This is a genomic window from Nocardia sp. NBC_00508 (assembly GCF_036346875.1).
In the GTDB taxonomy this organism is placed as follows: domain Bacteria; phylum Actinomycetota; class Actinomycetes; order Mycobacteriales; family Mycobacteriaceae; genus Nocardia.
Map to the genome: position 1 here is coordinate 6,804,480 of NZ_CP107852.1, position 13,444 is coordinate 6,817,923.

Genomic DNA, 13,444 nt, shown 5'->3' on the forward strand with positions numbered 1-13,444 from the left:
CGATGACCAACTTTGATCCCGTCAGCAGGAACGCCGCACCGTTTCTACACGGCCCAGAATTCGCCGCGGTGACCGAGGCGCTGCAGGCCGGACAATACGGCCACAACACCGCAACCGAAAGATTCGAATCCGAACTAGCACAGTTCCTAGGGGTACCGCAGGTTGTGGCGGTCTCCTCGTGCACCGCAGCACTGCACGTCGGACTGCTGCTGGCCGGTGTAGGGCCAGGCGATGAAGTCGTGGTGCCGTCACAAACCTTCTGCGCCACCGTCCAAGCGATCCTGATGACCGGCGCGCACCCCCGATTCGCTGACATCGACGCCACCACGCTGTCTGTCACTAGCGCCACGGTGCTCGAGGCGATCACGCCGCGCACGCGGGCGGTGGTGCCGGTCCTCTACGGCGGACGCGCGGTCGATCTCGGCGACCTTCAGCGGGAACTGGACGAGCGCGGTATCACGGTGGTCGAGGACGCCGCGCACGCCTTCGGCTCTCGCCTCGGCACGATCCGGGTCGGCGCCACCGGCGCGCTGACGGCGTTCTCCTTCGGACCGATCAAGAACTTGACCTGCGGCGAAGGCGGCGCATTGATCCCGCGCACACCCGCGCAAACCGATCGAGCACGAACCCTGCGGCTGCTCGGGGTCAGCCAGTCGCAGGCCACCCGCATCCGCTCGACCACCTACGACGTAGACACCTTCGGTTGGCGCTACCACCTATCAGCACTGCACGCGGCGATCGGCAGTGCGCAGCTGGCCCGTTTCGACGCGATCGAGACCGCGCGCAAGACGCTGTGGCGTGCCTACGCCCGCGCGCTGGCGGACCTGGACGGCGTCACGATGGTTGATGTCGACGTGGAACACAGTGTGCCATTCAACTGCGTAGTGCGAGTCGCGAAGCGCGACAGCGTATTCCAGTTCATGCGTGACCGCGGGATCGGTGTCGGAGTGCATTACCCGCCGAACCACACCCAGCCCGCATTCGCGCAGTGGTCGCGGCCGCTGCCGGTCACCGAGGCGACCGCCGACGAGATCATGAGCCTGCCGTTTCATCCGGCCATGACCGAACCGGACGTGGCCCGGGTTGCGGCGACACTCCGGGACGCGATCGCCTACAGCCGACGGTCGTAGCAGGCTACGGAGATCAGGATCTGCGCCAGTTCCCTTGCTGCGTTGGGGCGCCCGTGTTCGCGGGCGTGCTCGGCGATCGTTGCTCGGCGGCTCGGGTCGGTGAGTAGCGGTTCGATCGCTTCCCGCAACCTCGGCGCCGCAACGTCCCTGAGCAGCGCGACCGCCGCCCCGTGCTCAGCGAGGGTGGCGGCGTTGTGGGCTTGCTCGTTACCCGCCGAGGACGCCAGCGGGATCAGCACCGATGCTTTGCCCAGCGCGGTGAGCTCCGCGATGGTGCCCGCACCGCTACGTGAGATGACCACATCAGCCAACGCGAACACATCCGCCAACTCAGGACCGATGAACTCGGTGACCACATAGCGTTTGCCCAACGCTGCGTCAAGGGTGGCGGCGTGCTCGCGGAGTTCGGTGACCGATGTCTTGCCGCATTGATGGATGACATTGGCACGCTGCAGCAGCCACGGCAACAGCTCACGCACGACACGGTTTATCTGGACCGCGCCCTGCGCACCACCAGTGACATAAATGGTCGGCAAGCTGCGATCGAACCCGTGGACGCCGAGGGCGGCGATCGCTTTGTCAGCGTCGCCGTCGAATAGTTCGGGCCGCACAGGATTACCGGTGAAGGCGGACTTCGCTACAGCGCGCCGCGGCAGCAACGGCAGACTTGATTCCGACGACAGGGCGACGCGGGTCGCAAGGCGGGCCAGCACCCGGTTGGCCAGGCCCAACCGGACCGTCTGCTCGTGCACCACCAACGGCCGACGCCGCAGCCAGGCCGCCAACCCGACCGGCACGGTGACATACCCGCCGGTCGCGAGCACGACATCCGGTTGGAACCGGCCCACCGTGCGCCAGGCTTGGGCGATACCGAGCGGGACACGCAGCATGTCCACAGCATTGGCACGAGTGAACATCTTCAACGGGTTGGCCGCGCGACGAATCTTGCCTGTCGCCACCGCAGCGAACCGGATACCCTCGCCAGCCGCGACTGTGGACTCCAACCCGCCGGCCTGCCCGACCCACAACACTTCGAGCCGATACCCGCGGGCGGCCAGTTCCTCACGCAACGTTCGAACTGTGGTGACGGCAGGATAGACATGCCCACCAGTACCACCTGCGGCCACGAGCAGCTGAACATCCGAATGCCGCGAACCTGCCGAGTTTCCGTTGATGGCTGTACTCCCACTCATGAAGCCGAGGTCCGTTTGGATTGGAGGGCACGACGTTATCAGTTGAACGGGCTGTCACCCGTGAGCAACGCGAGCTCCTTCGTGCCGATCCCGTCCACGACTGGTTTGTACTGTGCTGCAACGTGTTTGTACCTCACGGCGGCATCATGCCGTTCGCACGACCGTGTGGGCAGTGACTGTAGGCGCAAGGATCGGTTTGTAACGCCCAGACCTTGAATCGTTCGACCTCAACAAGTCCAAGATCTCGGTTCCGCACTGGCCGACCTCCCTCGACATCAACCGGTCCCGGTAGTGGTAATCGGCGATCCGCGCGGAGCGCAAACTATCGCGGTGCGTACCAAATCCTGTACGCGGTGCTCGCACGACGCGACGGGTCGGTGGCGGGTCGAACCAGGGCAGTCAACTGAACACCGCTGGGTGTGGGCGCCGCCCAGGCCTATTGCCCCACTGGGGCGGTCACCGGGTCGGGCGAACGTGTGAAAGGAATCGTGGTCATCGCTCGCAGCGACCTGCCCCGAACCGTGGCATCGGGGGCCGTAATGGCTCGGGTGCCGAAAATTTGACGTGCGAGACGGGACTCCCTACGTCAAGTCCTCCGGCACAGGAAGGTCGTCCATCAGTCGTCCTGGTGTGGTCTGCAGACCGGCAGCGAACTTCATGATGTTCTCCACCCGTGGGCTGCGTTGTCCGCGTTCGACTTGTCCGAGGTAGGTCCAGTGGACTCCGCAGGCGTGCGCGGCGGCTTCTTGGCTCCAGCCGAGTTCGGTGCGGCGGGCGCGTACTCGTGCTCCGAACGCCGCAGCGGTCGGATTGAGCGCGGGCTTGCCTGGGCTGGACATATCGGCCCAAGCACATACGTCCCACGCGTATTGATCCAGAGCGTAATCGTCCTATGCCCTTCCGTCTCATGCGTAAACGTCCTATAATGCGGGTCCGCGACGCTGCGCTTCATCGGGCGCATCGCATCAGCTGCCCGCTTTCTCAGCACGACACCATGTGATAGCCACTTCTCGGCAACCATGCAGTGAATGCACATCCGTTCCCAACGAAGAGATCGGAGCATGACATGTACCTTGTTGGCGTTGGCCCCGTGGAGGCTGCATGACGCCGATTAAACGGCCGACGGGTACGACCGCGGCGGTGGCTCGCCCGCTGATTCCGGCGATCCCGTTGCCGGATTTGGCTGCCCTGGCACCCATCCGTGGCGAGCACCAGCACTACGCCGTATCTACGATGAACCAGCATGGCCGATTGTGCCTGAAACGAATAACCGACGAGCTGGGCTGGTCGGATTCGCGATCCCTTGCCGTGGGCATTGATGCCGGAGCGGTCGTTCTCACGGCGGGGTCGGCGGCGCGATCGGCGCAGCTGCGCGACGGTTGGATATACCTCTCGGCCGACATACGCCGCGGGTGTCTGCTCTGCCCAGGCGATCACGTCCTGATGGTCGGGTCCGTGACTCGGTCATCGGTGACGCTCTATCCGCCCCACGTGCTTGCTGCCCTCCTCGCAGCCCGCCACCACGACAACGCGGAGGTGGGGACTGCTGCACGGATAGGTGACAACCGAGTTGGCTTGCCCTTCGGGTGGGCTGGAAGGATGTCATCGTGCCGAAGCCCTATCCCCGTGAGTTCCGCGACGATGTCGTGCGTGTGGCTCGCAATCGCGACGATGGTGTGACGCTGGAGCAGATCGCCGCCGATTTCGGGATCCACCCGATGACGCTGTCGAAATGGATGCGTCAGGCCGACGTCGACGAGGGAACCAAACCGGGCACCAGCACGAGCGAGTCGGCCGAGCTGCGGGCGGCGAAACGGCGAATCCGGTTGCTGGAGCAGGAGAACGAGGTCCTCAAACGGGCCGCCGCTTATTTCGCGCAGGCGAACCTGCCGGGAAAATGATCTACCCGCTCGTCCGCGAGCTGGCCGAAGACGGGATCCCCGTCACGGTGACGTGCCGGGTGCTGAAACTGGCTCGTCAGCCGTACTACCGATGGCTGGCCGAACCGGTCACTGCCGCCGAACTCGACCAGGCGTATCGGGCCAACGCGCTGTTCGACGCCCATCGCGACGATCCCGAATTCGGGTACCGATTTCTCGCCGACGAGGCCCGCGCCGCCGGTGAACCGATGGCCGACCGCACTGCATGGCGGATCTGTTCGGCCCAGGGCTGGTGGAGTGCGTTCGGCAAGAAGCGACGCGGAAAGGGCAAGGCCGGCCCGCCGGTCCACGATGACCTGGTCCAACGCGACTTCACCGCTGAGGCTCCGAATCGGTTGTGGCTGGCCGACATTTCCGAACATCAGACAGGCGAGGGCAAGCTCTACATTTGTGCGGTCAAGGACGTCTATTCCAACCGGATCGTCGGCTACTCCATCGACTCACGCATGAAATCGGCGCTGGCGGTGCACGCGCTCAACAATGCGGTGGCTCGCCGTGGCGAGGTGGCCGGTTGCATTCTGCACACCGACCGCGGATCGCAATTTCGCAGCCGGAAATTCGTGCGAGCCCTGACTCGTCACGGCATGGCCGGGTCGATGGGCCGTGTCGGCGCGGCCGGTGACAATGCCGCCATGGAGAGTTTCTTCGCGCTGCTGCAGAAGAATGTCCTCGACCGCCGATCCTGGTGCAGCCGTGAGGAATTGCGCATCGCGATCGTCACCTGGATCGAACGGACCTACCACCGCCGCCGACGCCAAGCTACCCTCGGCCGTTTGACGCCGGTCCAATACGAGACCATCATGACCCCACCGGCCAGTCAGGCCGCGTGATCGAATCTGTCACCCGATCGTGCAGCAGTCCCTTTATTAGTGCACGCACGCTGTCTGATTACTGGCTCTACGCCAAGCTGTTCTCCTCGACCTGCCCCATCGCGATTGGCGAGGACAACACCATCACTGGAGCGGTGATCGCATTCCGAAGCCAAAACGACCCCACAGACGTGTACGTCCAGGACGTCATGACCCACCCCCAGCACCGGCAACGCGGCGTCGCGCGAGCGCTTCTGCACAGCGTGCGATCACAGGCCGAGAAGTGGGGCTGCGAGCGCTTGTATCTGACATCCGAACCCGACAACCATGCAGCGCACGCCAGTTGGACTACCCTTGGCTTCGTCAACGTGCCCGGCGACCATGAAACCAACGGCATATCCGTCATCACCGACTTCAAAGGCCCGGGCCGAAGCCGTGCTGTCTACGAACTGCCTCTGACTTGAGTGGCGAAGCTAGCGACTTGCTCAAACGGCTGCACCCGGCGGACTACATGAGGCCACTGGCGTTCCGGATCGTTTAGCAGTGGCGTCTTGCCGGTCTGGCGCAGCACCTCGCTGATGCGGATTCTGGCGGCGGCAGTGATCTCACACGACAATCTCGCCACGGCTTTCTGCCTTTACGATGACGTCACCCGACGGGAATCCAGTACTGGCATATGCCGCCCGCGGTAGTGGCGTCGAGCGTGCCTCCACATGCGGTAATGATCCGGCGTGATGCAATGTTGTCGACGCGGCAGGTGAGCCGGGCGCGGGTGATACCGAGAGCCTTTGCCAGCGGCAGCGTTTGGCGGAGGATCTCGGTTCCCCAGCCGCGACGGCGGAACTGTGGCGCGACGACGTAGCCGATGTGGCCACCCCAGCGCATGAGGTCGTCAGTGAGATGGTGTCGTATGTCGCTACTCCCTACGAGCGCGCCGTCGATCTCGGCGACAAGGAACGTGTACGGAACAGTATTCGCGGGTAGGCCGACGCCGCGGCAGGCGTTGTCCTGCAGCGCCAGGTACTCATCCCACGTGATGCCCGGCTGGTAGTCCTTCGCGAACGTCAGCCCCTCATCCATGATCGCTGTCCGCAGGGTCAGGAAGCGTTCTTCGTCGCATGGTCCAAGCGGCCGGACGACCAGCGTCGGCAAATGTGTCACGGGACGATGCTGACGCGGCAAGTCCATTGGCTGCAACGAGATTTCGACGTGGGATAGATTCCTCAGCGGTCTCAAGCTGCGCCGCCCCCGATGCTGAAGGACCACCTCGACCGCCAATCAATCGATGAGTCCGATCGTGGTGGGCGGCGCGCGCCACATGTCTGTCAGTCGATCCAGTAGCGGCGGGTCAGGATGCGGTCGGTACATGGTTCGACGGATTCGAGGACGCCGCTGCAGGATTCGATGATGCGCCGAGAGGCGAGGTTGGTGTCGTGGCAGGTGAGGAGTATCCGGTCGATGCCGATCGCGCGGGCGATGGTGAGGCTGTGGCGGAGGATGGCGGTGCCGTAGCCGCAGCGCCGATATTGTGCCAGGACGGCGTAGCCGATGTGACCGCCTCGCCGGTTCAGTGCGTCGTTGAGGGTGTGCCGGATGGACGCGCGGCCGACGATTTGGTCATCGACGGTGGCGACCAGGAAGGTGGCTGCGACGATACCGTCGGGCAGGTTGTTCCCCTGGCGGTAGTCCTCCAGCATCGACAGATACTGCGGCCACGTCACGGCCGGTGTGAGCCCCAACGCGAAGGGGAATCCGTCGCCGTCGGCCATGGCCTCATGCACCGCGCGGACCACCTGTTCATCCGACACGCGCAACGGCCGCAGCCGCACCGCATCAAGAATGGGCGAGGTCCGGGGAGCAGTTGACATGGCCCGCACCGTAGCCAGCGAAACGACCGTCGTCGACGGATTTTCGTCCCGCAACCCCCTGCCCGCCATCTCCGCGACAGCGAAGGTGGCGAGGCCAATAAGCGACCAGACAACGTGCAGAGACCAGCACACTCTGCACCACCGAGCTGCAGGCCTGGAGGGACCGGGCATGGCTGCCGTGGAGACGAGACCGGTTCGGCGCGGAGTGTGCGGGATGCGTCTTATAGTGCGTAGAGATCTGTGGACGGTGTGAGGAGGGGGTCGGACATGGCCGGTGAAATTCAGGTGGATGTAGTCCGGCTGCGGGAAGCGGCGCGGTTCATCGGCAACAAGGCGCAGGTCATCAGGGAACGGGTGCGGGAGCTGGATCGCACGATCGGCGCCGAGCTGCTGGCCGACGGCTGGCAGGGGAAAGCGGCGTCGGCGTATGACGAGTCGTGGGTCGAATGGCGGGACGCTGCCGAGGAAATCGTCGCGGCGTTGGAGTCCTCGGCGGTGAGTTTGGCCGACGCCGCCAACCGGCATGAGATGCAGGACGCCGCGCGTCGCGATGCGATCAACGGTGTTGGAAGGCAGGTGTAGCCGGTGCCTGACGATTACAGCTACCGGGTGAACTTGCAGCAGCTCGATGACGCGATCGCGACGATGGCGAAGTTCGGCGCCGAGGTCGAGGGCTGGCTGAGCGAGGTTGATCAGCATATCGCCGACCTGCATCTGTCGTGGTATAGCGACGCCGCCGACGCCCAGCGCGCCGCGCACACGCGGTGGACGGCCGGTGTGGCGGAGATGCGGGAGAACCTCGACGAGTTACGTGAGGTGGCGCGGCGGGCGCACACCAACTACTCGGGTGCGGCCCAGCTGAATCAGGGAATGTGGCCGTAGATGGCGCCACCGACGTTCCCGATCATCGTCTGCCGTCATCAGGAATATCATTCGGCGGGCGAAGCTTTCGGATCCGTGCGCGACAGCGGTATCGACGTCCACGCCGGGCTGGTACGGACTTTGGCTGGATACGCGGGAATGGGCGGCACCGACAACGCAGGCACGACGTGGGCCAAGGCCTACGACGAGGCAGCTGGCACCGCGATCCAGACCTCGGCGAAGCTGATCTCGGCGTGCGCGCGAACATCGGATCTGCTCGCTGCGGGGGCATACAACCATGCATCGGGGGAGGCCGCATCGAACCCCGCTACGGCGGCGCCACCTCCGCTACCGGCGTTGGGGTTCGAGCCGTGTCTTGCGCTTTTTGTGCCGTCGGCGTCCGGAGCGGGTGGGCCCGAGCCGTTCGGTTGGTTGCTGATCAAAGCGGTTTCGGGGTTGATGTGGCCCGATGGTGACCAGCACCAGCTGCAGGCTGCGAAGACTGTATGGCACGGCGCTGCCGATGCTTTGGTGAATGCGGGTGGCCCGATCTCTACCGCTGTCGGGATGCTGGGCAACCAGCAGTCGCCGGAGATCCCTTCCGCGATCACGACGTGCTCGGAGATGGGTGTGAATCTCGATCAGGTCGCCGCGGGCTTCCGGGTGCTGGGAAACGCGTGCGAGGAATACGCGCAGCATCTCGACGATGCACATCACGAGATCCTGAATGAGCTGCGCAAGATGCTCATCGAAACCGCCGCTACGGAGGCGGCGCTGCAGGTCGCGGCACCGTTCACCGGTGGACTGTCAGAGCTGGGTAACGCGGGCATCGTCGCGCGTATCGGTATGTACGCCAGCAGGATCGGCGCCATCATCACACGGCTGGTCAGCAAGGTCGCCACGATCGCTGCCCGCGTCACCAGCCACATCGGGACAACCCTGAAGTCTATGTTCGCCCGGCTCGGCCGATGGCTGCAACAGGCTGTGCCAAGGCTGTGGGGCCGCAGCGGTGAGGCCGGCATCCAGTTGTTCTCGCGCAGCGGTCCGCGGACGAACCTCGACGTCCTCGAAAATGGTGGCGCGCTCGAGTTGTCGGCCGACACCATCGCCGCAGCCGCCCAGAAGGCCGGTATCGACTTCACGGGAGTGGACATCCACCTCGTCAAAGAACTCGACGAGGTGCGTTATCTCGACTTCCAGGACGCGTGCGCGGTCACGCCCTCGGAGCTGGGCGGACAACAGATCAGATTCGGGCCCGCAGCCTTCTCCGACGAGGAAACCCTGGTTGCGACGATCGCCCACGAAATGAAACATGTCGAACAGCTGCGCAGCGGAGCACGGGTCGGCTCGGACAGCATCCGTGACCTCGAGGCCGAAGCCTACGCTGTCGAAGCGGCCGCACTAGCCCGATACCGAGGAGAGCATCCATGAGCGAGGTCCACTTCACGGTCACCGATGTCTTCGACATCACAAGCCGCGGCGGACTGCTGGTGGCGGGCAGCCTCGCATCCGGACACATCGGTTCCGGTGACGTCCTCTACGACTCGGTCAGCGGCGCACCCGTACGAGTGATCGGCCTCGAATTCCACGGCGGCGGTGAACCAGGACAATTCATCCTCGTCGTCGACCGCGCCGACACCGACCATGTGCGCGTCGGCCAACATCTGGTCGACCAGCCCAACCCGACCGCCTCGACAAGCCAGCCGTCATGACCGAGCAAACCGGCGAACAGATCCTCGACCTGCTCCACACCTGGACCCGCAGTCTGGTACCCGACCTGGCGGCGTTCATCGAAGGACTAGCCGACCTCGAACCAGAGATCCGGCCGCTGATCGCCGAACACATCCGCGACTACGACGAAATGCTGCCCACCCTGTTCATGGGCGACATCGCCCGATGGGTGATCAGCGTGACGCACGACAGCCCAGACCCCGCGACTCGTCTGCAGCCGTTCTTCGATCGGCTCGAGCAGGGGTGGGGTGACGGACAGAACCCGGTCTCCGACCTGATCGCCACATCCTTCGTCGAAAACGTCTACGACGATCCCGACGTCGTCACCCTCCTCGGCCCCAACCTCGCCCGCTACTACCGGCTCTACACCCGCCAGGACAAAATTCGCGAAGACGAGAAGCGGCCGATGCCGGAAGTGATGAAGCAGATCCTCAAGAAGCTGGGCCGTCGATGACAGATCTGACCGCCTGGGAGCAACAGCTCCAGCACGACCTCGCCGAGGTCCGCCGCAACAGCCAGCGACTGGCCAACGCTGTCGCGGCGGTGCGGGGCCGCGGCGAAGTCCGCGGTGTCGCCGTCGAGGTCAACGCTGCCGGTGACATCACCAACCTGCAGATCGCCCCCGCCGCCATGCGCTGGCACAACACCCAGCTCACCACCGCGCTACTCGACTGCCATCGCCGCGCCCGCGCCGACGCCAAAGCCAAAGCCGAACAGATCGTCCAGCGCGCGGACCCGCGTCTCCAGCAGCCATTGCGACAGCTGTTCGCTCAGCAGAATTCCGCGCCGACACCGGAAACCCACAAGGAAATGACCGAAGCGGAGATCCAAGCCGCCGATGACCTCTTTTTCGAGCGCATGAACCGGCTCGGCTGGCGCACCGACCGACACTGAGTCGGCTTCCCGCTCGGCATCGCTGGCTGGAGTCGAACGACCTTCCGGTTCACCAGGCATTAGTTCGCCGACCGGGCGACGGCAAGCTGTGGCGTCCGACAACTGGATCGGGTGGGTGTGCAACCTCCGCGTTGTGGGCCGGGCGGTTACGGCCATGCAAGTCGTCGACGCAGCCATTCTCGCGATACGCGCGCCGAACGCGCTTGGTAGTGGCGCAGTTTCGGCGACCGTGGCGGTGCGGGCATGCGGCTGTTGCGCGCCCAGTAGCCAGCCAGCGCAGCGAGGAAGGCATTGACAGCGACCGGATCGGTTGTGCGGGTGACCGGGTGCGTGGTGAGGATCGGGTCGGGGTCGATTCCGCTGGCGGCTATCGATGGTGCCAGCGAGACGAGTTCGATCCAGGCGGCGCCGAGGCACGGCCAGGCCCAGTCGATCACCGCGACGGTTCCGTCGGGGCGCAGGAGCATGTTATCCGGCCGCAGGTCGGTGTGCAGCAGGGTTGCACCGCTGTGCGAGGAATTGCATCAACTGCGAGCTACTCGATTGTTTCCTTGCGGGGCAACGGAATTCTAGCGGTGACTCGTGCGACGAAAATCAGGTGGGTTGACATGCCGATTTGACGACAGGTTTCGGTTAGATGAAAGATTCCTACATCTAACCGAAGGAGCATGATGGGTTCGAGGGCAGGGAGTCGGCCGGGGCTGCGCGGTTGGAGCTTGTCGACGGGGTTGCGCTACTGCATCCGGAAGAGGCTGTGCTGGAAGCGATGCTGGCTGGATGGGAGCGGCAGCAACGTGGCGGGCGTCGACTCCAGCCGAAGACGATCGACTCACGTAAGAGTGTGATAGCCGCGTTCGTCCGGTACACGAACGATTACCCGTGGAACTGGACGGCATCGCACTTGGACGAGTGGATGACGTCGTTGATCGGCGAGAAGAATCTGTCGGAGTCGACGATCCGCAACTATCAGGGCACAGTGCGTCAGTTCTGCGACTATCTGACCGACCCGAACTACGGCTGGGCCGCCGAGTGTGAGCGGCGGTTCGGCACGCACCCGGTTCAGGTGTGTCATGAGTGGAACATTGCCGCGCACCTGGTGGACTACGAGGGTCGGCCGGGGCGACGGCCGATGACTCGCACCGAGCTGCAGGTGTTCTTCGATTACGCCGACGAGCAGGTCGATTGCGCGGTGCGTGCGCGTCGGAAGGGATCGTTGGCGGCTTATCGGGATGCGACGGTGTTCAAGGCAATCTACGCGTGGGGCCTACGCCGTACCGAGGCGTCGCGGTTGGATGTGGTCGACTTCTACCGCAATGCGCTTGCGCCCGAGTTGCGCAACTTCGGGATGCTTCATGTCCGGTACGGCAAGCGGACGAAGGGCTCACCGCCGCGCCGACGGGAAGTGCCTACTCTGATGCCGTGGGTAGTGGAGGTGGTGGAGGATTACATCGAGAACGTCCGTCCACGATTCGGGTTCACGGAACATCCGGCGCTGTGGGTCACCGAACGGGGAGGGCGGCTCGCGCCGCGCGAGATCAACGAGCGATTCAGCCAATACCGCGATGCGCTCGGCTTGGATCGGGATCTGACACCCCACTGCCTGAGGCACTCGTTCGTCACCCATCTGACCGAGGACGGCGTCGATCCGAAACTGGTGCAGCGGATCGTCGGCCACGAGTATTCGAGCACGACCGCGATCTACACCTCGGTCAGCGAAGACTTCATGAACACGATGATGCGTAAGGCGTTGAGCCGTGCGTTCACGACGGAAGGCTGAGCAGTCATGGCAGCGAAACTCGACTACCGCTGGCACTTGCGCCAGCTCATGGCCAGCCGAGAGATGTTCAGCACGACGGACCTGCGCCCGCTGTTGCTCGAACGGGGCGTCGATCTGTCGCCGACACAGGTGTGGCGGCTCGTCACCGAGCGCCCCGAGCGACTGAGCCTGAAAGTGCTGATGGCGCTGCTGGACATCCTCGACTGCCGGATGGACGAGCTGATCGAGCCTGTCGCCGCGCAGACCACCAAGGCGCGCAAGGCTGTTGGCGGCCAGGACCACGGAGTCGGAGAATTCCGGCCCAAACGTGCGCGCGTCACCGAGTGAACGACGATGGCCGACCGCCGCGACGACTTCGCGACCCTACTGCCGATCGTGCGCGGCGTCGAACCAGGACTCGACGCCAACACCGTCCTCGGCGTCCTCGACCGGCTACTGAACACCGCGCCGATGCGCCGACGCCTCGTCCACGCCCTGACCGAGAATCCCGGCCTGCTCACTTGCGCACGACCGGACGGCCCACTGGTAGTCGACCGCCTCATCCACGAACTGCTGGCTGTAGGGGCGAGCACGGTCGTGGCCCCGCGTTGCCCAGGCTGCGGCCAGCCGAAGGCGTTGGGCCTGAAAGCTGGTGGGATGCGAATGTGCCGCCCATGCGCCCGGAACCACCGCCGCGGCGAGGCACAGTGCGCACGATGCGCCAACAACACGCGGTCTCTCACACACCGCAACAGGGCCGGCGAGTTGGTTTGCACCATGTGCGCTCCGCCGCTGATCGACGACCCGGCCGGGCAAGTGTGTGCGATATTGACGCGCCATGGCGTCGGCGACCGTGGACTGCGGAGTGTGGTCGAGAAGGTCAGCCGACAGCCGTATGCGCTGATGCAGCTGGCATGGGAATTGGAAGACCACCCTCGACGGTTGACCGGCGACGGCGCCGACGGTTCCCCGATGCTGATGCGGCTGTTGACGATTCTGGCCGAAGAAGGTGATCGATCGATTGTCGTCCCGCCATGTCCGGGTTGCGGACGGTTGATCCGCCTCGGCTACGGACTTGATGGCAAACGGGTATGCAGGCGCTGTTATCTGGCCGCCGGGCCTGCCCTGGTCTGCATCGAGTGCGGCAAGACCGACCGCTTCGGCGGCCGCACCGTCACCGGGGAGCCCGTCTGCGCGCCATGCTAGAAACAGCGTCCCGAGGTGCACGAGCGTTGCATCACATGCGGCAACATGCGTTACCC

The 13,444-nt window shown here is 64.7% G+C and carries 17 protein-coding genes; 12 read left to right on the plus strand and 5 right to left on the minus strand.

Translation table 11 applies throughout. The features are described from left to right. Positions 1-2: 2 nt before the first annotated feature. Positions 3-1,130 carry a DegT/DnrJ/EryC1/StrS family aminotransferase gene (locus OHA40_RS30515; RefSeq protein ID WP_330230280.1) on the plus strand — a complete coding sequence of 376 codons (1,128 nt, stop codon included), beginning with the start codon at positions 3-5 and terminating at the stop codon, positions 1,128-1,130. Here OHA40_RS30515 and OHA40_RS30520 read toward each other — a convergent pair. Beyond that, the gene (locus tag OHA40_RS30520; protein ID WP_330230281.1) at positions 1,112-2,323 is read right to left on the minus strand and encodes a UDP-N-acetylglucosamine--N-acetylmuramyl-(pentapeptide) pyrophosphoryl-undecaprenol N-acetylglucosamine transferase; all 1,212 of its coding nucleotides are present in this window, start codon (positions 2,321-2,323) and stop codon (positions 1,112-1,114) included. The two genes, OHA40_RS30515 and OHA40_RS30520, sit on opposite strands and share 19 nt — an antisense overlap. Before the next feature lie 581 nt (positions 2,324-2,904). Then, complete coding sequence (locus OHA40_RS30525) at positions 2,905-3,162, minus strand: helix-turn-helix domain-containing protein (protein ID WP_330230282.1); 258 nt, start codon at positions 3,160-3,162, stop codon at positions 2,905-2,907. A 768-nt stretch (positions 3,163-3,930) separates the two neighbouring features. Here OHA40_RS30525 and OHA40_RS30530 point away from each other — a divergent pair. Together OHA40_RS30530 and OHA40_RS30535 are read left to right on the plus strand one after the other, a co-directional pair. Continuing rightward, positions 3,931-5,093, plus strand: a protein-coding gene (locus tag OHA40_RS30530) for an IS3 family transposase (RefSeq protein WP_330230251.1) whose coding sequence is annotated in 2 segments (ribosomal slippage) — positions 3,931-4,215 and positions 4,218-5,093 — 1,161 coding nt in all. Because the reading frame shifts where the segments join, the coding sequence is not laid out codon by codon here. Further along, entirely contained in the window at positions 5,090-5,536 is a 447-nt protein-coding gene (locus tag OHA40_RS30535) for a GNAT family N-acetyltransferase (RefSeq protein ID WP_330230283.1), read from the plus strand. Before OHA40_RS30530 ends, OHA40_RS30535 begins: the two co-directional genes overlap by 4 nt. Before the next feature lie 184 nt (positions 5,537-5,720). Here the strand turns inward: OHA40_RS30535 and OHA40_RS30540 are convergent, their stop codons facing one another. Together OHA40_RS30540 and OHA40_RS30545 are read right to left on the minus strand one after the other, a co-directional pair. After that, a complete protein-coding gene (locus tag OHA40_RS30540) occupies positions 5,721-6,260 on the minus strand; it encodes a GNAT family N-acetyltransferase (protein ID WP_330230284.1) in 540 nt (179 codons plus the stop codon). 137 nt (positions 6,261-6,397) lie between these two features. Further along, on the minus strand, positions 6,398-6,940 hold the full coding sequence (locus OHA40_RS30545; RefSeq protein WP_330230285.1) for a GNAT family N-acetyltransferase: 543 nt from the start codon (positions 6,938-6,940) through the stop codon (positions 6,398-6,400). A 267-nt stretch (positions 6,941-7,207) separates the two neighbouring features. Between OHA40_RS30545 and OHA40_RS30550 the strand changes: the two genes are divergently transcribed. The 6 genes from OHA40_RS30550 to OHA40_RS30575 are packed head-to-tail and all read left to right on the plus strand — an operon-like array spanning position 7,208 to position 10,426. After that, positions 7,208-7,522: a WXG100 family type VII secretion target gene (locus OHA40_RS30550; protein WP_330230286.1), complete on the plus strand. Its 315-nt coding sequence runs from the start codon at positions 7,208-7,210 to the stop codon at positions 7,520-7,522. A 3-nt stretch (positions 7,523-7,525) separates the two neighbouring features. Then, complete coding sequence (locus tag OHA40_RS30555; protein WP_330230287.1) at positions 7,526-7,822, plus strand: WXG100 family type VII secretion target; 297 nt, start codon at positions 7,526-7,528, stop codon at positions 7,820-7,822. Continuing rightward, positions 7,823-9,232, plus strand: coding sequence for a WXG100-like domain-containing protein (locus tag OHA40_RS30560; protein ID WP_330230288.1), 1,410 nt, complete (start codon positions 7,823-7,825; stop codon positions 9,230-9,232). Beyond that, entirely contained in the window at positions 9,229-9,513 is a 285-nt protein-coding gene (locus OHA40_RS30565) for a hypothetical protein (protein ID WP_330230289.1), read from the plus strand. The genes OHA40_RS30560 and OHA40_RS30565 overlap by 4 nt, the downstream gene beginning before the upstream one ends. Further along, a complete protein-coding gene (locus tag OHA40_RS30570) occupies positions 9,510-9,986 on the plus strand; it encodes a DUF7674 family protein (protein ID WP_330230290.1) in 477 nt (158 codons plus the stop codon). Before OHA40_RS30565 ends, OHA40_RS30570 begins: the two co-directional genes overlap by 4 nt. Next, positions 9,983-10,426 (plus strand): YbaB/EbfC family nucleoid-associated protein, encoded by a 444-nt coding sequence (locus OHA40_RS30575; protein WP_330230291.1) that lies wholly within the window; start codon positions 9,983-9,985, stop codon positions 10,424-10,426. The genes OHA40_RS30570 and OHA40_RS30575 overlap by 4 nt, the downstream gene beginning before the upstream one ends. 146 nt (positions 10,427-10,572) lie before the next feature. Here OHA40_RS30575 and OHA40_RS30580 read toward each other — a convergent pair whose 3' ends face one another. Then, the gene (locus OHA40_RS30580; RefSeq protein WP_330230292.1) at positions 10,573-10,893 is read right to left on the minus strand and encodes a hypothetical protein; all 321 of its coding nucleotides are present in this window, start codon (positions 10,891-10,893) and stop codon (positions 10,573-10,575) included. Between the two features lie 299 nt (positions 10,894-11,192). Here OHA40_RS30580 and OHA40_RS30585 point away from each other — a divergent pair, with 299 nt between their 5' ends. Genes OHA40_RS30585 through OHA40_RS30595 form a run of 3 tightly spaced genes read left to right on the plus strand, consistent with a single transcriptional unit; the run spans position 11,193 to position 13,388 of the window. Further along, positions 11,193-12,203: a tyrosine-type recombinase/integrase gene (locus OHA40_RS30585; RefSeq protein WP_330234439.1), complete on the plus strand. Its 1,011-nt coding sequence runs from the start codon at positions 11,193-11,195 to the stop codon at positions 12,201-12,203. Positions 12,204-12,209: 6 nt separating this feature from the next. After that, positions 12,210-12,530 carry a helix-turn-helix domain-containing protein gene (locus OHA40_RS30590; RefSeq protein ID WP_330230293.1) on the plus strand — a complete coding sequence of 107 codons (321 nt, stop codon included), beginning with the start codon at positions 12,210-12,212 and terminating at the stop codon, positions 12,528-12,530. A 6-nt stretch (positions 12,531-12,536) separates the two neighbouring features. Next, positions 12,537-13,388, plus strand: a complete 852-nt coding sequence (locus tag OHA40_RS30595; RefSeq protein ID WP_330230294.1) for a hypothetical protein — start codon at positions 12,537-12,539, stop codon at positions 13,386-13,388. Positions 13,389-13,444: the final 56 nt, after the last annotated feature.